Origin of the sequence: Pseudomonas moorei (assembly GCF_042846945.1) — a bacterium.
Lineage (GTDB): Bacteria > Pseudomonadota > Gammaproteobacteria > Pseudomonadales > Pseudomonadaceae > Aquipseudomonas > Aquipseudomonas moorei.
Window position 1 is genome coordinate 2,568,475 of sequence record NZ_AP035776.1, and the last position, 20,233, is coordinate 2,588,707.

A 20,233-nucleotide genomic window follows, 5' to 3' on the forward strand; every position below is an offset into this window, starting at 1 on the left:
GTTTTCATGGAAAAGACCAAGCAGGTTGCACCGTCCACGGTGCCGCGCCATGTCGCGATCATCATGGATGGTAATAATCGCTGGGCGAAAAAACGCTTTATGCCTGGCGTCGCCGGGCATAAAGCGGGTGTGGATGCGGTTCGTGCGGTTATCGAGGTGTGTGCCGAGGCAGGAGTCGAAGTGCTCACCTTGTTCGCGTTCTCGAGCGAGAACTGGCAGCGTCCGGCCGATGAGGTCAGTGCCTTGATGGACTTGTTCTTCAAGGCATTGCGTCGTGAGGCCAAGCGCCTCAATGAGAACAACATCAGTTTGCGCATCATTGGCGACCGCTCGCGTTTTCACCCGGAGCTACAGGCTGCCATGCGTGAGGCCGAGGCCATGACGGCTGGCACCAATCGCTTCATCCTGCAGATCGCGGCCAACTACGGCGGTCAATGGGATATCGCGCAAGCCGCACAGCGCCTGGCGCGGGAAGTTCAGGCCGGGCATCTGCGTCCTGAAGACATCACCCCGGAACTGCTGCAAACCTGTCTGGCTACGGGCGATCTGCCGTTGCCGGATCTGTGCATCCGTACCGGAGGCGAGCACCGCATCAGCAACTTTCTGCTGTGGCAGTTGGCTTATGCCGAGTTGTATTTTTCCGACCTGTTCTGGCCGGACTTCAAACACGATGCCATGCGGAACGCGCTGGCCGATTTCGCATCTCGCCAGCGCCGCTTCGGTAAAACGAGCGAGCAGGTAGAGGCTGGAGCCCGGGTTTAATGCTTAAACAACGAATCATCACGGCATTGATCCTGCTGCCGATTGCCCTGTGCGGTTTTTTTCTCCTCGAGGGTTCCGCTTTTGCCTTGTTCATCGGGTTGGTTGTGACTCTCGGTGCCTGGGAATGGGCTCGCCTGGCAGGCTTTACCGCCCAGTCGATGCGTATTGGTTATGCTGCTGTCGTCGCGGTGATGTTGTTGGTCATGCACCTGCTACCCGGTCTCGCGCCCTGGATACTGGGGGCTTCTGTCATCTGGTGGGGGGTTGCGACCTATCTCGTGCTTACCTATCCGCAGACCAGCGAGCATTGGGCCAGCGCGGCCTGCAAGCTGGTGGTCGGACTGTTGATTCTATTGCCAGCCTGGCAGGGGCTGGTCTTGATCAAGCAGGAACCGCTGGGGAACTGGTTGATCATGGCGGTGATGGTGCTGGTCTGGGGCGCCGATATCGGTGCATATTTTTCCGGCCGGGCCTTTGGCAAGCGCAAGCTGGCGCCGCAGGTCAGTCCTGGCAAGAGTTGGGAAGGCGTTTACGGCGGTTTGGTGGCGAGCCTGCTCATCACTGTCATCGTCGGATTTGTTCGGGACTGGACGGTTGCTCAGCTGTTCAAGGGGTTGGTCGGCGCAGCCTTGATCGTGTTTGTCTCGGTTGTGGGTGACCTCACCGAAAGCATGTTCAAGCGTCAGTCCGGGATCAAGGACAGCAGTAATCTGTTGCCGGGGCATGGCGGAGTGCTGGATCGGATCGACAGTCTGACGGCGGCTATTCCCGTGTTTGCCGTACTGTTGTGGATGGCTGCGCCTTGAACCGCCCACAGCAGATTACCGTTCTGGGAGCGACCGGTTCGATCGGTCTGAGTACTCTCGATGTCATTGCTCGCCATCCCGGGCGTTATCAAGTCTTTGCCCTGAGCGGCTTCACGCGTTTGCGTGAGTTGTTGGCACTATGCGTGCGTCACGCGCCGCGGTTCGCTGTTGTGCCAGAGGCAGGAGTCGCTCGAGCCTTGCAGGATGATCTGCATGCAGCGGGGCTTTCAACCCGGGTTCTGGTGGGGGAAGAAGGGCTGTGTCAGATTGCTGCGGACCCTGAAGTCGATGCGGTCATGGCGGCCATTGTCGGTGCGGCGGGATTGCGTCCAACCCTGGCGGCCGTCGAGGCGGGCAAGAAAATTCTCCTGGCCAACAAAGAAGCGCTGGTAATGTCCGGTGCGTTGTTCATGCAGGCCGTGCGCAAGAGTGGTTCGGTGTTGCTGCCGATCGACAGTGAGCACAACGCGATATTCCAGTGCATGCCGCAGGATTTTGCCCGTGGTCTCGGTGCGGTGGGTGTGCGTCGGATTTTGCTGACAGCCTCTGGCGGCCCGTTCCGCCAGACGCCCATGGCTGAACTGGCCCATGTGACTCCCGAGCAGGCCTGCGCTCATCCGAACTGGTCCATGGGGCGCAAGATTTCGGTCGATTCGGCCAGCATGATGAATAAAGGTCTCGAATTGATCGAAGCCTGCTGGCTATTCGATGCCACGCCGTCGCAGGTCGAAGTGGTGGTTCATCCGCAGAGCGTGATTCATTCGCTGGTCGATTACATCGATGGCTCGGTGTTGGCTCAGTTGGGCAACCCGGACATGCGCACGCCAATCGCCAACGCCCTGGCCTGGCCAGAGCGAATCGATTCGGGGGTGGCACCGCTGGATCTGTTTGCTATCGCGCGCCTGGACTTCCAGGCGCCCGACGAAGAGCGGTTTCCTTGTCTGCGGCTGGCGCGCCTGGCGGCCGAAGCAGGCAACAGTGCTCCGGCCATGTTGAATGCGGCAAATGAGGTCGCGGTAGCAGCCTTTCTCGACGGGCGGGTCCGCTACCCCGAAATCGCGAGTATCATCGAGGAAACGTTGAATCTCGAGCCTGTGGTAGCAGTGGATGATCTCGAGGCAGTGTTCACGGCAGATGCGAAGGCGCGTGTACTGGCCGAACAATGGTTGAGTCGATACGGGCGGTAAGTGTGCACTGCGTTGGCCCATGCAGCACCGGATAGGAATGCGGAGAAAGTAGATGAGCGCGCTCTATATGATTGTCGGCACCCTGGTGGCTCTGGGCGTGCTGGTTACCTTCCACGAGTTCGGCCATTTTTGGGTTGCGCGTCGCTGTGGGGTCAAAGTGCTGCGCTTTTCCGTGGGCTTCGGGATGCCGCTGCTGCGCTGGCACGACAAGAAAGGCACTGAGTTCGTGATAGCCGCCATCCCTTTGGGCGGCTACGTCAAAATGCTTGATGAGCGCGAAGGTGAAGTGCCTGTCGATCAGCTCGATCATTCCTTCAATCGCAAATCCGTGCGCCAGCGCATTGCCATCGTGGCAGCGGGACCGATCGCCAACTTTCTGTTGGCGATGGTGTTTTTCTGGGTATTGGCCATGCTCGGTAGCGAGCAGGTGCGCCCGGTCATCGGTGCTGTGGAGTCGGGCAGTATCGCCGCCAGGGCCGGTTTGAGCCCTGGACAGGAAATTATCTCCATCGACGGTGAGCCGACTACCGGCTGGGCGGCGGTGAATTTGCAATTGGTCCGCCGACTGGGGGAGAGCGGTTCGCTGCAGGTGTTGGTTCGTGATCAGGGCTCCACGGTTGACTCTCCTCGTGAGCTGGCGCTGGATAAATGGCTCAAGGGGGCTGATGAGCCGGATCCGATTCGTTCGCTGGGTATCCGTCCTTGGCGCCCTGCATTGCCGCCGGTACTGGCCGAACTGGATCCGAAGGGCCCGGCTCAAGCGGCTGGCCTGAAAACCGGCGACCGATTGTTGGCACTGGATGGCAAGGCGCTGGATGACTGGCAGCAGGTGGTCGATACCGTTCGTATGCATCCTGGTACCAAAATCATGCTGCGGGTTGAACGTGATAGTGCTCAAATTGACGTCCCTGTCACGCTGGCTGCCCGTGGCGAAAGCAAAGCCCCCACTGGTTACCTGGGGGCTGGGGTGAAGGCTGTCGACTGGCCGCCCGAGATGATTCGCGAGGTCAGTTACGGGCCAGTGGCCGCAATTGCTGAGGGGGCTCGACGCACCTGGACAATGAGCGTGCTGACCCTGGATTCACTCAAGAAAATGTTGTTCGGTGAGCTCTCGGTAAAAAACTTGAGTGGACCGATAACCATTGCTAAAGTGGCGGGCGCTTCGGCCCAGTCGGGTGTTGCTGATTTCCTGAATTTCCTTGCTTATCTGAGTATTAGCTTGGGTGTTCTGAATTTGCTGCCCATTCCTGTGCTGGATGGGGGGCATTTGTTGTTTTATCTGATTGAGTGGGCGCGTGGTCGTCCCTTGTCGGATCGGGTGCAAGGTTGGGGGATACAGATCGGTATCAGTTTGGTGGTCGGAGTGATGTTGCTTGCTCTGGTCAATGATCTGGGTCGTCTGTAACGTCGCTGAATTGCGAATCTGCCGCATTTTGCGGCAGTTTGTTTATTGCCAGTTGGAATAAGAAAGGACTTCATGAAACGTCTGCTGCTAACTGCGGTTCTCACCGTATTGATGATCGCCGAAGTTCACGCCGAGTCCTTCACTATCTCTGATATTCGCGTCAATGGCCTCCAGCGGGTCTCCGCGGGTAGCGTCTTTGGTGCTTTGCCGTTGAACGTCGGCGAACAGGCGGATGATCGTCGCCTGGTGGAATCCACTCGTGCGTTGTTCAAAACCGGTTTCTTTCAAGATATCCAGCTGGGCCGCGATGGCAACGTCCTGGTTATTACTGTAGTCGAGCGTCCGTCGGTCGCCAGTATCGAGATCGAAGGTAACAAGGCGATTTCCACTGAAGACCTGATGAAGGGCCTTAAACAATCCGGCCTGGCCGAAGGCGAGATCTTCCAGCGCGCTACCCTCGAAGGTGTACGTAACGAGCTGCAGCGCCAATACGTCGCTCAGGGTCGCTACTCCGCTACCGTCGACACCGAGGTGGTACCGCAGCCGCGCAACCGCGTCGGCTTGAAGGTCAACATCAACGAAGGCACCGTCGCAGCTATCCAGCACATCAACGTGGTAGGCAACACTGTCTTCCCTGATGAAGACCTCATTGATCTGTTTGAACTCAAGACAACCAACTGGTTGTCGTTCTTCAAGAACGACGACAAGTACGCTCGTGAAAAACTGTCCGGTGACCTGGAGCGTCTGCGTTCCTACTACCTGGACCGTGGCTATATCAACATGGATATCGCTTCGACCCAGGTCTCCATCACCCCGGACAAGAAGCATGTCTACATCACCGTCAATATTAACGAAGGCGAAAAATACACCGTACGTGACGTCAAGTTGAGCGGTGACCTGAAGGTCCCCGAGGATCAGGTCAAGTCCCTGCTCCTGGTGCAGAAAGGCCAGGTATTCTCGCGCAAGCTGATGACCACTACGTCCGAGCTGATCACTCGTCGCCTGGGTAACGAAGGCTATACCTTCGCCAACGTCAACGGCGTGCCGCAGCCTCATGATGAAGACCACACCGTAGATATCACCTTTGCTGTGGATCCGGGCAAGCGTGCTTACGTCAACCGCATCAACTTCCGTGGCAACACCAAGTCCGAAGACGAAGTGCTGCGTCGTGAAATGCGTCAGATGGAAGGTGGTTGGGCGTCGACTTACCTGATCGATCAATCCAAGACTCGTCTGGAACGACTGGGCTTCTTCAAGGAAGTCAACGTTGAAACACCAGCCGTGCCTGGCGTCGATGACCAGGTGGACGTGAATTACAGCGTTGAAGAGCAAGCGTCCGGTTCGATTACCGCGAGTATTGGTTTTGCACAGAGTGCAGGTCTGATTCTCGGTGGTTCGATTACCCAGAACAACTTTCTGGGTACGGGTAACAAGGTCAGCATCGGCTTGACTCGCAGCCAATATCAAAGTCGCTATAACTTCGGTTATGTCGACCCGTACTGGACTGCTGATGGTGTGAGCCTGGGTTACAACGCGTTCTATCGTACGACCGACTATAAAAATCTTGATGTAAACGTTGCCAGCTACGCCGTAGACAGCTTGGGAGCGGGCGTCAGTGTCGGTTATCCGATCAGCGAGACTTCGCGTCTTACCTTTGGTTTGACGGCGCAACAGGACAAGATCAAGACGGGTCTTTACACAGTCGACGAAATCTTCAACTTCGTTAACCAGCAAGGCGATCAGTACCTGAACTTCAAGGCGTCGGCCGGTTGGTCCGAGTCCACATTGAACAAAGGCGTATTGGCGACCCGTGGTCATTCCCAAAGCCTGACTGCGGAAGCGACAACACCGGGCAGCGATTTGTCGTTCTTCAAACTGGATTACCGTGGTCAACTGTTCCAGCCGTTGTCTGAAAACTACACCATGCGTCTGCACACCGAACTGGGTTATGGCGATGGTTATGGTTCCACTGATGGCTTGCCATTCTATGAAAACTACTATGCTGGTGGTTTCAACTCGGTTCGTGGCTTCAAGGACAGCACTCTGGGGCCTCGTAGTACTCCGAGCCGGGGCGTGAACCCGGGGACCGCAGTCGATCCGGACCAGGATCCGCTGCCGTTTGGTGGTAACGTCCTGATTCAGGGTGGTGTAGAGCTTCTGTTCCCGTTGCCGTTCGTGAAAGATCAGCGCTCCTTGCGTACCTCGGTATTCTGGGATGTGGGTAACGTGTTCGATTCGACTTGCAAGCAGAGCACCAACGCCGATGGCTCGAAGTCCAATACTCAATGTAATGACATCAGCCTGAGCAATATGGCCAGTTCTGTGGGTGTCGGTGTGACTTGGGTTACCGCCCTTGGTCCGTTGAGCTTCGCGTTGGCGATGCCAGTTAAAAAACCGGACAGCAATGCCGAGACTCAAGTGTTCCAATTCTCCCTCGGCCAGACGTTCTAAGCGTCTGACCCAAGATAATGACAATGGATTTTGTAGGAGTGCATCGTGCGTAAGTTGACTCAATTGGTTCTCCTGGCTTCCGTACTGGTAGCAGGCCCGGCTTTTGCCGACATGAAAATCGCTGTTCTGAACTATCAGATGGCATTGCTGGAGTCTGATGCGGCCAAGAAATACGCCGTTGATGCCGAGAAAAAATTTGGTCCGCAGCTGACCAAGCTCAAGACACTGGAAAGCAGTGCCAAGGGCATTCAGGATCGTCTGATGGCTGGTGGTGACAAAATGCAGCAAGGCGAGCGTGAGCGTCTGGAGCTTGAATTCAAGCAAAAGGCTCGTGACTTCCAATTCCAGTCCAAGGAGTTGAATGAAGCCAAAGCCGTTGCCGACCGTGAAATGCTGAAGCAGCTCAAGCCGAAACTGGATAGCGCTGTAGAAGAAGTCATCAAGAAAGGTGCTTTCGACCTGGTGTTCGAGCGTGGTGCAGTGATTGATGTCAAACCTCAGTACGACATCACGCGCCAGGTTATCGAGCGCATGAATCAGCTGAAATAATCCATGACCGTGACTATCAAGCTCGGCCAGTTGGCCGAGTTCCTCGGTGCCACCCTCAGTGGCGACCCGGACAAAGCAATTACTGGGCTAGCTACCTTGCAGGAGGCTGGCCCAACTCAGTTGAGCTTTCTCGCAAATCCCCAGTACCGTAAATACCTGGCAGGCAGTCAAGCCGCAGCTTTGTTGCTCAAAGCTGCTGATGCTGAAGGTTTTGCCGGTGATGCACTGGTGGTACCTGACCCATACGCCGCCTACGCTCGTATTTCTCACTTGTTCGATCCCAAGCCCAAGGTTGCTGCGGGTGTTCATCCCACGGCCGTGATTGCGCATGACGCAGTGGTCGATCCTGCGGCAAGTATTGGTGCTTTTGCGGTCATCGAAAGCGGGGCGCATATTGGCGCGGGTGTGACGGTTGGTGCGCACTGCTTCATCGGCGCTCGTAGTGTCATCGGCGAAGGTGGCTGGCTCGCGCCGCGGGTCACGCTCTATCACGATGTACGCGTCGGGAAGCGGGTGGTTATCCAGTCCGGTGCCGTACTCGGTGGTGAAGGCTTTGGTTTTGCCAACCAGAAGGGTATCTGGCAGAAAATCGCCCAGATCGGTGGCGTGCTGGTTGGTGACGATGTGGAAATTGGCGTGAACACCGCCATCGACCGCGGTGCGCTGGCCGATACCGTCATTGGTAATGGCGTTAAGCTCGACAACCAGATTCAGATCGCCCACAACGTCCAGATTGGTGATCACACGGCTATGGCTGCGTGCGTGGGGATTTCCGGCAGCACCAAAATCGGTAAGCATTGCATGCTTGCTGGTGGTGTGGGGCTGGTGGGGCATATCGATATTTGCGACAACGTTTTCATTACCGGGATGACCATGGTGACCCACTCGATCACCGAGCCAGGTTCCTACTCTTCCGGTACGGCAATGCAGCCAGCGGCCGAGTGGCGCAAAAGCGCGGCCCGTATCCGTCAGCTTGATGATATCGCACGGCGTTTGCGACAGCTTGAAAAGCAAGTAGGGGAAGTGACCCCTGACGGTAATGCTTCATCAGATGGCTGATACCATTTCCATATCAAGCGTGCACAGCCGCTAGACTGCGCCCTTGATTTGCTAGAGGAGTGCGCGTCAGTCGCGCGCTTCCAATCTTTACATAGGCTTCCCCCCGAAATGATGGACATCAACGAGATTCGCGAATACCTGCCTCACCGTTACCCGTTCCTGCTGGTGGATCGGGTCGTGGATCTGGATGTGGAAGGCAAGCGCATTCGCGCCTACAAGAATGTCAGCATCAACGAACCATTCTTCAATGGTCACTTCCCCGCGCATCCAATCATGCCGGGCGTGCTGATCATCGAGGCGATGGCTCAGGCTGCCGGGATCCTTGGTTTCAAAATGCTCGACGTGAAGCCGGCTGATGGCACGCTTTACTACTTCGTCGGTTCCGACAAGCTGCGTTTCCGCCAGCCGGTGTTGCCGGGTGACCAGTTGATCCTTGAAGCCAAGTTCATCAGCTGCAAGCGTCAGATCTGGAAGTTCGAATGCCAGGCTTCGGTCGATGGCAAACCAGTCTGCTCTGCTGAAATCATCTGCGCGGAACGCAAACTATGAGTTTGATTGACCCTCGCGCAATCATCGATCCGACGGCTGTTCTGGCCGACGGTGTCGAGGTCGGCCCGTGGTCGATCGTCGGCGCAGGTGTGGAAATCGGCGAGGGAACAGTGATCGGGCCGCACGTGATTCTTAAAGGTCCGACCCGAATCGGTAAGCACAATCGCATCTATCAGTTTTCCTCGGTAGGCGAGGACACGCCTGATCTGAAATACAAGGGTGAAGAAACCCGACTGGTCATTGGCGACCATAACGTCATTCGCGAAGGCGTGACCATTCACCGGGGCACTATTCAAGACCGTTCGGAAACCACCCTGGGTGACCACAACCTGATCATGGCCTACGCGCACATCGGTCACGACAGTGTCATCGGCAACCATTGCATTCTGGTCAATAACACTGCACTTGCCGGTCATGTGCACGTTGACGACTGGGCGATCCTTTCCGGTTTTACCCTGGTTCACCAGTATTGCCACATTGGCGCCCATAGCTTCTCCGGCATGGGAACCGCCATTGGTAAAGACGTTCCCGCTTATGTCACGGTGTTCGGCAACCCGGCCGAGGCCCGCAGCATGAACTTCGAGGGCATGCGCCGTCGTGGTTTCAGCGAAGATGCAATCCACGCCCTGCGTCGCGCCTACAAGGTGGTCTACCGCCAGGGGCTGACGGTTGAGCAGGCGCTCGCCGAGCTGGCCGAATCGTCTGAGCAATTCCCGGAAGTGGCGGTGTTCCGCGACTCCATCCAGTCTTCGACCCGCGGCATCACCCGCTAGTCATGGCCAATCTGCGAATCGCGCTGGTGGCGGGTGAGGCTTCCGGTGACATTCTGGGTGCGGGGCTGATGCGTGCGCTCAAGGCTCAACACCCGGCAGTCGAGTTCATCGGTGTCGGCGGTCCATTGATGCAGGCTGAGGGCCTGACCTCGTATTTCCCGATGGAGCGCCTGTCCGTCATGGGCCTGGTGGAAGTGCTGGGTCGGTTGCGCGAATTGCTGGCGCGTCGCAAGAAACTGGTCGCGGACCTGATTGCTGCGAAGCCGGACGTGTTCATCGGAATCGATGCCCCGGACTTCAATCTCAATATCGAACTCAAGCTGCGTCAGGCCGGCATCAAGACCGTGCATTACGTCAGCCCGTCGGTCTGGGCATGGCGGCAGAAGCGGGTGCTGAAGATTCGCGAAGGTTGCGATCTGATGCTCACGCTATTTCCATTCGAAGCAAAGTTCTATGAAGAGAAGGGCGTGCCGGTACGGTTTGTCGGGCACACCCTTGCCGATGCCATTCCGCTCGAGGCAGACCGCGCAGCAGCGCGGGCCGAGCTTGGATTGCCTGATGGGCCGTTGGTCGCCCTGATGCCCGGCAGTCGAGGCGGCGAAGTGGGCCGTCTCGGTGCCTTGTTTCTCGACGCGGCCCAACGCCTGCGGGCGCTGCGTCCAGGCGTGCGGTTTGTCTTGCCATGTGCCAATCCGCAGCGCCGCGCGCAGCTTGAAGAGCTGTTGGCCGGTCGCGATCTGCCGCTCACGTTGCTCGATGGCAAATCCCATCTGGCCTTGGCGGCGTGTGATGCGGTACTGATCGCCTCTGGAACCGCAACGCTTGAAGCCCTGTTGTACAAGCGGCCCATGGTGGTCGCGTATCGCTTGGCGCCGCTGACGTTCTGGATTCTCAAGCGGATGGTGAAAAGCCCCTACGTCTCTCTGCCGAACCTGCTGGCCCAGCGTCTGCTGGTGCCCGAGTTGCTGCAAGACGATGCGACGGTCGAAGCCCTGGCCCAGACCCTGTCGCCGCTGATCGAGGGTGGCGAAGAGCAAACCCGCGGTTTTGATGAAATCCACCGTACCTTGCGTCTGGATGCCTCTAATCAGGCGGCGGATGCGGTGCTGAACCTGATCGGCCAAGTACAATGAGTAAAGCAAGCATGCAGATGGGGCTGGATTTCACCTTGGTCGCTGAAGTGGAAGATTTGGTTGCCGGTGTCGACGAAGTTGGTCGCGGTCCGCTCTGCGGCGCCGTGGTGACGGCTGCGGTAATCCTTGATCCGAACCGTCCGATTCTCGGTTTGAATGACTCCAAGAAACTCACCGAAGCTCGCCGCGAAAAACTCTACGATGAAATCTGCGAGAAAGCCCTGAGCTGGTGTATCGCCCGCGCGGAAGTCGAAGAGATCGACGAGCTGAACATCCTGCATGCCACCATGCTGGCCATGCAGCGCGCAGTAGCAGGGCTGCATATCCAGCCGAAACTGGCGATGATCGACGGGAATCGCTGTCCGAAATTGCCGATGCGCGCCGAAGCGGTGGTGCAGGGGGATGGCAAGGTACCGGCCATTGCAGCGGCTTCGATTCTGGCCAAGGTCAGTCGTGATCGGGAAATGGCGGCTTTCGAGCTGATTTACCCTGGTTATGGTATCGGCGGCCATAAAGGCTACCCGACGCCAGTTCATCTGGAAGCGCTCGCACGCCTTGGGCCGACGCCTATCCACCGACGTTCGTTTGCACCTGTGCGTCTGGCTTATGAAGCGCGGGAAAGCCTGATCGAGAGTTAGCAGCAAGGCTGATTTTTTTTGCCAAGGCCCGGTACAATCCGGGCCTTGTTGTTTTCATGAATATACGCAGGATCACTATGCCGGCTTCATTCGTTCATCTACGCCTGCACACTGAATATTCCCTGGTCGACGGTCTGGTGCGGATCAAGCCGCTGGTCAAGACCCTGGTAGGCATGAACATGCCTGCCGTTGCGGTCACCGATCAGAACAACATGTGTTCCCTGGTCAAATTCTATAAAGCCGCCATGGGTGCCGGGATCAAGCCGATCTGCGGCGCCGACCTGTGGCTGTCGAACAAGGATCCGGACAACCCGCTGAGCCGGATCAGCCTGTTGGTGATGAACGCCGAAGGTTATCGCAATCTTACCGAGCTGATTTCACGGGGCTTTATCGACGGCCAGCGTAACGGTTCGATCATCATCGAGCGCGAGTGGGTTGCTGAAGCCAGTGCAGGCTTGATCATGCTGTCGGCAGCGAAAGAGGGTGAAATCGGCCAGGCGATGCTCAGTGGCAACCCGGACGAAGCCGAAGCCTTGGCGCGGGAGTGGATGGCAGTGTTCCCGGACCGCTTCTATCTGGAAATCCAGCGCACCAACCGCCCCAACGACGAAGAGCAACTGCACGGCGCCGTGGCGCTGGCCGAGAAAATCGGTGCGCCGCTGGTGGCGACCAACGATGTGCGCTTCATCAAGCAGGAAGACTTCGCGGCCCACGAAACCCGCGTTTGCATCGGCGAGGGCCGTGCCCTCGACGATCCGCGGCGTTCGAAGAATTACAGCGATCAGCAGTACCTCAAAAGCGCCGAGGAAATGGCCGAGCTGTTCAGCGATATTCCCGAAGCGCTGGAAAACACGGTCGAGATCGCCAAGCGCTGCAACATCGAAGTCAAGCTGGGCACGCACTTCCTGCCCAACTTCCCGATTCCCGATGGCATGACCATCGACGAATATTTCCGCAAGGTTTCCTTCGAAGGTCTTGAGGAGCGGCTTGCGGTTCTGCTGCCCAAGGACACCACTGAAGACTATGAGGCCAAGCGCCAGGTCTATGTCGACCGGCTGAATTTCGAGCTGGATATCATCATCCAGATGGGATTCCCGGGTTACTTCCTGATCGTGATGGACTTTATCCAGTGGGCCAAGAACAACGGCGTGCCGGTGGGGCCTGGCCGTGGATCGGGTGCCGGGTCGCTGGTGGCCTATGTACAGAAGATCACCGACCTCGACCCGCTGGAATATGACCTGCTGTTCGAACGTTTCCTTAACCCGGAACGGGTCTCCATGCCCGACTTCGACGTCGACTTCTGCATGGATGGTCGTGACCGGGTGATCGACTACGTGGCCGAAAAGTACGGCCGCAACGCGGTAAGCCAGATCATCACCTTCGGTTCCATGGCCGCAAAAGCCGTGGTCCGTGACGTGGCGCGGGTGCAGGGCAAGTCTTATGGCCTGGCGGATCGTCTGTCGAAGATGATTCCGTTCGAAGTCGGCATGACCCTGGAAAAGGCCTACGAACAGGAAGAGATCCTGCGTGACTTCATCAAGGTCGATGAAGAAGCCGCGGAAATCTGGGAGATGGCCCGCAAGCTTGAAGGTGTGGTGCGTAACGTCGGCAAGCACGCCGGTGGCGTGGTGATCGCGCCTACCAAACTGACCGACTTCTCGCCGATCTATTGCGACGAAGCAGGCGATGGCCTGGTGACCCAGTTCGACAAGGACGACGTTGAAGCCGCCGGTCTGGTGAAGTTCGACTTCCTCGGCCTGCGGACCCTGACGATCATCGACTGGGCGCTGAAAACCATCAATCGCGACCGCGCCAAGGTCAACGAGCCGCCACTGGATATCGCGTTTATCCCGCTGGACGACAAGCCGACCTACACGCTGCTGCAAAAAGCCGAAACCACGGCGGTGTTCCAGCTCGAATCCCGCGGCATGAAAGAGCTGATCAAGAAGCTCAAGCCCGACTGCCTGGAAGACTTGATCGCACTGGTGGCGCTGTTCCGTCCCGGCCCGCTGCAATCGGGCATGGTGGATGACTTCATCAACCGTAAACACGGTCGCGCCGAACTGGCGTACCCGCACTCGGATTACCAGTACGAAGGCCTCAAACCCGTATTGGCGCCAACCTACGGCATCATCCTGTATCAGGAACAGGTGATGCAGATTGCCCAGGTCATGGCCGGCTACACCCTTGGCGGTGCGGACATGCTGCGTCGGGCGATGGGTAAGAAAAAGCCCGAAGAAATGGCCAAGCAGCGTGGCGGTTTCATTGAAGGTTGCGCCACCAACAATATCGATGCTGACCTGGCCGGTAACATCTTCGACCTGGTGGAAAAGTTCGCCGGCTACGGCTTCAACAAATCCCACTCCGCCGCTTATGGTCTGGTCTCGTACCAGACGGCATGGCTCAAGGCGCACTACCCGGCGCCATTCATGGCGGCGGTGCTTTCGGCGGATATGCACAACACCGACAAGGTCGTGACCTTGATAGAAGAAGTGCGCACGATGAAGTTGCGCCTGGATGCACCGGATGTGAACACCTCGGAGTTCAAGTTCACGGTGAACGACGAAGGCCGGATCATTTACGGCCTGGGCGCGATCAAGGGCGTGGGCGAGGGGCCGGTCGAAGCGATCACCGAAGCGCGCCTGGACGGTCCGTTCAAGGATCTGTTCGATTTCTGTGCCCGGGTCGACCTCAAGCGCATCAACAAGCGCACTCTCGACGGCTTGATCCGCAGCGGTGCGCTGGATCGTCTTGGCCCGTATTTCCACGACGAGCCGAAGGCCTATCAAGCCAATATCGACCGCAATCGTGCCGTCCTGCTGACGGCCATGGAAGAGGCGATCAAGGCTGCCGAGCAGACTGCCCGAACCCACGACAGCGGCCATGCCGACCTGTTTGGCGGTTTGTTCGTCGAAGAAGATGCCGATGTCTACGCCAATCATCGCAGAGCCAAGGAACTGACCCTCAAGGAGCGGTTGAAAGGGGAAAAAGACACCCTGGGCCTGTACCTGACCGGTCACCCGATTGACGAATACGAAGGTGAAATACGCCGTTTCGCCCGTCAGCGCATCATTGATCTCAAGCCTGCGCGCGATACCCAGACGGTCGCCGGCATGATCATCGCCCTGCGGGTAATGAAGAACAAAAAGGGCGACAAGATGGGGTTCATTACCCTTGATGACCGTTCCGGGCGGATCGAGGCGTCGCTGTTTGCCGATGCGTTCCATTCCGCGCAATCACTGTTGCAGACCGATGCAATGGTGGTAGTTGAAGGCGAAGTCAGCAACGATGACTTCTCAGGCGGCCTGCGGTTGCGGGTCAAGCGGGTAATGAGCATGGAAGATGCGCGTACCAACCTGGCTGAGAGCCTGCGCCTGAAGTTGAACGCGAAAGATTTGAAAGGTGATCAGCTACGCTGGCTGGGTGAGTTGCTCAAGCGTCACCGCGGTGCGTGCCCGATCACCATGGACTACACCAGTCCCGATGCGAAAGCCTTGCTGCAGTTCGGCGAAGGCTGGCGAATCGATCCGGCGGATGCGTTGATTCAAGCCCTGCGTGACCAGTTCGGGCGAGACAACGTCTTCCTCCAATACCGTTGACGGTCAGGGCTGTTGGATCGCCCTGACCTTGACCTGAATTTTTAATCTCGACCTGAACGCGCCTGTCCCTTAAGGTAGGGCGCGAATAGACAACCGGCCGGCCCAAGCTCTCTTGGACGTCGACCCAAGACGGACGCCTATGAACCCGAATTTTCTAGATTTCGAACAGCCGATCGCCGACCTGCAAGCCAAGATCGAAGAGTTGCGCTTGGTCGGTAATGACAATTCGCTGAATATCGGCGATGAGATCTCCCGCCTGCAGGATAAAAGCAGCACCCTGACCGAAGACATCTTCGGCAAGCTGACCAGCTGGCAGATCGCGCGTCTGGCGCGTCACCCGCGTCGCCCATACACCCTGGACTACATCGAACATATCTTCACCGAGTTCGATGAGTTGCACGGCGACCGCCACTTCTCCGACGACGCCGCCATCGTAGGCGGTATCGCTCGTCTGGATGACCAGCCAGTGATGGTGATCGGTCACCAGAAAGGCCGTGAAGTGCGCGAAAAGGTTCGCCGCAACTTCGGCATGCCGCGTCCGGAAGGCTACCGCAAGGCCTGCCGCCTGATGGAAATGGCCGAACGCTTCAAGATGCCGATTCTGACCTTCATCGATACGCCGGGCGCTTACCCTGGCATCGACGCCGAAGAGCGCAACCAGAGCGAAGCCATTGCCTGGAACCTGCGTGTCATGGCTCGCCTGAAAACCCCAATCATCGCCACCGTGATCGGTGAGGGTGGTTCCGGTGGCGCTTTGGCGATCGGTGTTTGCGATCAGTTGAACATGCTGCAGTACTCGACCTACGCGGTGATCTCGCCGGAAGGTTGCGCTTCGATCCTGTGGAAAACCGCCGAGAAGGCACCGGACGCCGCTGAAGCCATGGGCATTACCGCCGAGCGCCTCAAAGGCCTGGGCATCGTGGACAAAGTGATCAGCGAGCCTTTGGGCGGTGCGCACCGTGATCCAGCGGCGGCCGCTGCCAATATCCGTGCCGAACTGAGCTCGCAACTGGCGATGCTGAAGAAGCTCGATCACAAGGCGTTGCTGGATCGTCGTTACGAGCGTCTGATGAGCTACGGTCTCTGACCTGACCTCGCTGTTCGCTTTACCATGTGGGAGCGAGCTTGCTCGCGATGGGGTCTTAACATTCAACCAATTCGTTGTCTGTTATACCGCTATCGCGAGCAAGCTCGCTCCCACATTTGATTTAAGTGAATGAAGGTTATGAGTCAGTCAAATATTGATCTGCCCACCAGACTTCTCCTGAATCTCGCGCCCTGGCGCAACGCCAAAGCCTGGCACATCGCGTTCTCCGGTGGTCTCGACTCCACCGTCCTGCTGCACCTTCTCGCAAAACTCGCGAAAACCGAATCCGTGCCGCCATTGAGTGCCATTCATGTCCATCACGGTCTTCAGCCTGTGGCTGATGCCTGGCCGGATCATTGCCGGTCGGTGTGTGACGCACTGCAAGTGCCATTGCACGTGAGTCGGGTGCAGGTTCAGCCTGGCGCCAGCCTCGAGCGTGCGGCCCGGGATGCCCGTTATGGTGTGTTCGTCGAGGTCACCCGGGCCAATGAAGTTTTGTTGACTGGACAGCATCGTGACGACCAGGCGGAAACGCTGCTGTTCCGATTGTTGCGGGGGGCCGGGGTGCGAGGTCTGTCGGGGATGCCTCGCCAGCGTCGGCTGGGCAAGGGCTATCTGTTGCGGCCCTTGCTGGATGCGACTCGCACCGATCTGGAAGCCTACGCGGCCGAGCATCAATTGAGCTGGATCGAGGACCCTTCTAACCTGGATCAACACTTCTCGCGCAATTATCTGCGTCATCAGGTGTTGCCGGTATTGACCGCGCGCTGGCCGCAGGCAATCGCGAGTATGGCCCGCAGCGCTGGGCATATGGGCGAAGCGCAAGGATTGCTCGGCGAGTTGGCACAAATCGACTTGAGCCAGGCCAGCACACCCGGTGATTTCGACTGGCTGGGATTGCCGTCGCTGGAATTGGCACCGTTGGAAAAACTCTCCGACGCGCGCCAACGCAACGCGTTGAGTCACTGGCTCGAGCCCCTGACAAACCTCCCGGACAGCGACCATTGGTCGGGTTGGGAGGATTTGCGCGATGCCACTGGCGATGCGCGGCCCCTCTGGCGCTTGGCGGAGGGTGAGTTGCATCGCGCCGGGGGGCGAGTCTGGTGGTTATCCGGCACCTGGTTGCGTCCGCCTCCTGCTGTTGGCGCGTGGCCCGACCCTGTGCTGCCACGGGTCCTACCCGACAATGGTGTGCTTGCCCTCACCGGGCAAATGCCCGATGGTCCTTTGCAGATCCGCTATCGTGAAGGGGGCGAGGTGATGGATTTGCCAGGTCGGGGTCATCGCGACTTGAAGCGTTTGCTCAACGAAAGCGCTGTACCGTTGTTCGTCCGCGGCAGATTGCCGCTGCTGTACAAAGGTCAGCAATTGCTGGCGGTGGCGAACCTTCCGGGGCTGGATGGCAGTACGGCAGATGGCTGGAAATTGTGCTGGCAACCGCCGAGCGAAGATCAAGGTTTGAGCTGAAAGGGGCTTTCCGGTAGACTACGCTCCCTTCTTGATACAACTTCTGTGGATTCGCCTGAATTGCAGGAGTTGCCGATTACCAAGCAGTCTTTGCTGGGCGATTCCAAAAAATGTGTAGCGAGCAACGTACCGGTGTTTCATCTTCCGGTCTGTCCCAACGCGGCGGTTTTTTTGAAAGGTGCACTGTGATTAATGCAGGTGATCGGGGGCTTCGGCCTTCCTTCGCTTTCCCCGGCGGCTCGGACCGCTTTAACGCAGACTTCTAGGGTTTTTCATGACGCGCTACATATTCGTCACGGGCGGTGTTGTTTCTTCATTGGGGAAAGGCATTGCATCGGCATCATTGGCGGCCATCCTGGAGGCGCGGGGACTTAAGGTCACCATGCTGAAGCTGGACCCGTACATCAACGTCGACCCGGGCACCATGAGCCCGTTCCAGCACGGAGAAGTGTTCGTCACCCACGACGGCGCCGAGACCGACCTGGACCTGGGCCACTACGAGCGGTTCATCCGCACGACCATGACCCAGAACAACAACTTCACCACCGGCCGTGTCTATGAGCATGTGCTGCGCAAAGAGCGTCGTGGTGACTACCTGGGCGCAACCATCCAGGTCATCCCGCACATCACCGACGAAATCAAGCGCCGTATCATCAAGGGCGCCGGCGACGCCGACGTGGCGATGGTCGAGATCGGTGGCACCGTGGGTGACATCGAATCCCAACCGTTCCTCGAAGCCATCCGCCAGTTGCGTTTCGAAGTCGGCGCCAAGCGCGCGATGCTGATGCACCTGACGCTGGTGCCGTACATCGCCACTGCCGGCGAAACCAAAACCAAGCCAACCCAGCACTCGGTCAAGGAGCTGCGCTCCATCGGCCTGCAACCTGACGTGCTGGTTTGCCGTTCCGATCATCCGATCGATGTGTCTTCGCGTCGCAAGATCGCGCAATTCACCAACGTTGAAGAACGTGCAGTGATCGCGCTGGAAGACGCCGACACCATCTACAAGATCCCGGGCATTCTGCATTCCCAGGGTCTGGACGATTTCGTCGTCGAGCGTTTCGGCCTGCAATGTGGCGGTGCCGATCTGTCTGAGTGGGAAGCTGTGGTCGACGCCAAGCTGAACCCGGAGCACGAAGTCACCATCGCCATGGTCGGCAAGTACATGGAGCTGCTGGACGCCTACAAGTCGCTGATCGAAGCGATGAGTCATGCCGGCATCAGCAACCGTACCAAGGTCAACCTGCGCTACATCGATTCCGAAGACATCGAAAACCAGGGCACCGCGCTGCTCGAAGGCGTTGATGCAATCCTGGTCCCGGGTGGCTTTGGTCTGCGTGGCGTGGAAGGCAAGATCACTGCCGTTCAATACGCTCGCGAAAACAAGGTGCCATACCTGGGTATCTGCCTGGGCATGCAGGTGGCCGTGATCGAGTTCGCTCGTAACGTCATGGGCTGGAAAGACGCCAACTCCACCGAGTTTGATCGCGCCAGCGGTCACCCGGTCGTGGGCCTGATCACCGAGTGGGAAGATGCCACAGGTGCCGTCGAAATCCGTACCGAAGCGTCCGATCTGGGCGGCACCATGCGCCTCGGTGCGCAGGACTGCCTGCTGGAGCCGGGTTCCCTGGTTCACGATTGCTACGGCAAGGACGTGATTGTCGAACGTCACCGTCATCGCTACGAAGTGAACAACAACCTGCTGCCGCAAATCATCGAAGCCGGCCTGAAAATCTCCGGTCGTTCCGGTGATGGCGCGCTGGTTGAGGTGGTTGAAGCACCGGATCACCCATGGTTCGTTGCTTGCCAGTTCCACCCTGAGTTCACCTCGACACCTCGCGACGGTCACCCGTTGTTCAGTGGTTTCGTCAAAGCCGCTTTGGCTCAACACCAGAAGAAGGCTTGAACCTTATGGCGCAGAAGATCATCCGTGTAGGCGATATCGAGATTGCCAACGACAAGCCAATGGTGCTGTTCGGTGGCATGAACGTGCTGGAAAGCCGCGACATGGCAATGCAGGTCTGCGAAGAATACGTGAAGGTTACCGAGAAGCTCGGTATCCCTTACGTGTTCAAGGCCAGTTTCGACAAGGCTAACCGCTCCTCCGTGACCTCTTACCGTGGCCCCGGCCTGGAAGAGGGCATGCGGATCTTCCAGGACATCAAGCAAGCCTTTGGTGTGCCGATCATCACCGACGTCCATGAGCCGGAGCAGGCCGCGGTCGTTGCTGAGGTCTGCGACATCATTCAGCTGCCGGCCTTCCTGTCGCGCCAGACCGACCTGGTGGTCGCGATGGCCAAGACGGGGGCCGTGATCAATATCAAGAAGGCTCAATTCCTCGCACCTCAGGAAATGAAACACATCCTGAACAAGTGCGTGGAGGCCGGTAATGATCAGTTGATCCTCTGCGAGCGCGGTTCGAGTTTTGGCTACAACAACCTGGTCGTCGACATGCTCGGCTTCGGCATCATGAAGCAGTTCGAATACCCGGTGTTCTTCGATGTGACCCACGCCCTGCAAATGCCTGGCGGTCGCTCCGATTCCGCCGGTGGTCGTCGCGCCCAGGTCACCGATCTGGCCAAGGCAGGCATGAGTCAGTCCCTGGCTGGCCTGTTCCTGGAAGCCCACCCGGACCCGGACAACGCCAAGTGCGACGGCCCTTGCGCCTTGCGTCTGGACAAACTGGAGCCATTCCTGGCCCAGCTAAAAGCCCTGGACGAACTGGTGAAGAGTTTTCCGACGGTAGAAACCGCGTAATCCTCATTTCT

General features: G+C 58.0%; 16 protein-coding genes. All 16 read left to right on the forward strand.

Going from position 1 to position 20,233, the window contains the following annotated elements:
* Positions 1-6 precede the first annotated feature (6 nt).
* Positions 7-762: a polyprenyl diphosphate synthase gene (uppS, locus tag ACGJAX_RS11850; RefSeq protein ID WP_247254886.1), complete on the forward strand. Its 756-nt coding sequence runs from the start codon at positions 7-9 to the stop codon at positions 760-762.
* Positions 762-1,568, forward strand: coding sequence for a phosphatidate cytidylyltransferase (locus tag ACGJAX_RS11855; protein ID WP_390959042.1), 807 nt, complete (start codon positions 762-764; stop codon positions 1,566-1,568). The genes uppS and ACGJAX_RS11855 overlap by 1 nt, the downstream gene beginning before the upstream one ends.
* Positions 1,565-2,755 (forward strand): 1-deoxy-D-xylulose-5-phosphate reductoisomerase, encoded by a 1,191-nt coding sequence (gene ispC, locus ACGJAX_RS11860; protein ID WP_390959044.1) that lies wholly within the window; start codon positions 1,565-1,567, stop codon positions 2,753-2,755. Before ACGJAX_RS11855 ends, ispC begins: the two co-directional genes overlap by 4 nt.
* Before the next feature lie 52 nt (positions 2,756-2,807).
* Positions 2,808-4,160 carry a sigma E protease regulator RseP gene (gene rseP / locus ACGJAX_RS11865; RefSeq protein ID WP_390959046.1) on the forward strand — a complete coding sequence of 451 codons (1,353 nt, stop codon included), beginning with the start codon at positions 2,808-2,810 and terminating at the stop codon, positions 4,158-4,160.
* Positions 4,161-4,232: 72 nt separating this feature from the next.
* Positions 4,233-6,611 (forward strand): outer membrane protein assembly factor BamA, encoded by a 2,379-nt coding sequence (bamA, locus tag ACGJAX_RS11870; RefSeq protein WP_247254882.1) that lies wholly within the window; start codon positions 4,233-4,235, stop codon positions 6,609-6,611.
* A gap of 45 nt (positions 6,612-6,656) precedes the next feature.
* Entirely contained in the window at positions 6,657-7,160 is a 504-nt protein-coding gene (locus tag ACGJAX_RS11875) for an OmpH family outer membrane protein (RefSeq protein WP_007990260.1), read from the forward strand.
* Positions 7,161-7,163: 3 nt separating this feature from the next.
* Positions 7,164-8,219: a UDP-3-O-(3-hydroxymyristoyl)glucosamine N-acyltransferase gene (gene lpxD / locus ACGJAX_RS11880; RefSeq protein WP_390959048.1), complete on the forward strand. Its 1,056-nt coding sequence runs from the start codon at positions 7,164-7,166 to the stop codon at positions 8,217-8,219.
* Between the two features lie 108 nt (positions 8,220-8,327).
* The gene (gene fabZ / locus ACGJAX_RS11885; RefSeq protein ID WP_007940511.1) at positions 8,328-8,768 is read left to right on the forward strand and encodes a 3-hydroxyacyl-ACP dehydratase FabZ; all 441 of its coding nucleotides are present in this window, start codon (positions 8,328-8,330) and stop codon (positions 8,766-8,768) included.
* On the forward strand, positions 8,765-9,541 hold the full coding sequence (lpxA, locus tag ACGJAX_RS11890) for an acyl-ACP--UDP-N-acetylglucosamine O-acyltransferase (protein WP_390959050.1): 777 nt from the start codon (positions 8,765-8,767) through the stop codon (positions 9,539-9,541). The genes fabZ and lpxA overlap by 4 nt, the downstream gene beginning before the upstream one ends.
* Before the next feature lie 2 nt (positions 9,542-9,543).
* Positions 9,544-10,674, forward strand: coding sequence for a lipid-A-disaccharide synthase (lpxB, locus tag ACGJAX_RS11895; RefSeq protein WP_247254879.1), 1,131 nt, complete (start codon positions 9,544-9,546; stop codon positions 10,672-10,674).
* An 11-nt stretch (positions 10,675-10,685) separates the two neighbouring features.
* Positions 10,686-11,312 (forward strand): ribonuclease HII, encoded by a 627-nt coding sequence (gene rnhB / locus ACGJAX_RS11900; protein WP_096513158.1) that lies wholly within the window; start codon positions 10,686-10,688, stop codon positions 11,310-11,312.
* Positions 11,313-11,389: 77 nt separating this feature from the next.
* Complete coding sequence (gene dnaE / locus ACGJAX_RS11905) at positions 11,390-14,911, forward strand: DNA polymerase III subunit alpha (RefSeq protein WP_390959052.1); 3,522 nt, start codon at positions 11,390-11,392, stop codon at positions 14,909-14,911.
* 139 nt (positions 14,912-15,050) lie between these two features.
* Positions 15,051-15,998, forward strand: a complete 948-nt coding sequence (locus ACGJAX_RS11910) for an acetyl-CoA carboxylase carboxyltransferase subunit alpha (protein WP_090316955.1) — start codon at positions 15,051-15,053, stop codon at positions 15,996-15,998.
* A 138-nt stretch (positions 15,999-16,136) separates the two neighbouring features.
* Positions 16,137-17,465 (forward strand): tRNA lysidine(34) synthetase TilS, encoded by a 1,329-nt coding sequence (tilS, locus tag ACGJAX_RS11915; protein WP_390959054.1) that lies wholly within the window; start codon positions 16,137-16,139, stop codon positions 17,463-17,465.
* Positions 17,466-17,739: 274 nt separating this feature from the next.
* Positions 17,740-19,371 (forward strand): CTP synthase, encoded by a 1,632-nt coding sequence (locus ACGJAX_RS11920; protein WP_090316963.1) that lies wholly within the window; start codon positions 17,740-17,742, stop codon positions 19,369-19,371.
* Positions 19,372-19,376: 5 nt separating this feature from the next.
* On the forward strand, positions 19,377-20,222 hold the full coding sequence (gene kdsA, locus ACGJAX_RS11925) for a 3-deoxy-8-phosphooctulonate synthase (RefSeq protein ID WP_090316966.1): 846 nt from the start codon (positions 19,377-19,379) through the stop codon (positions 20,220-20,222).
* Positions 20,223-20,233 lie beyond the last annotated feature (11 nt).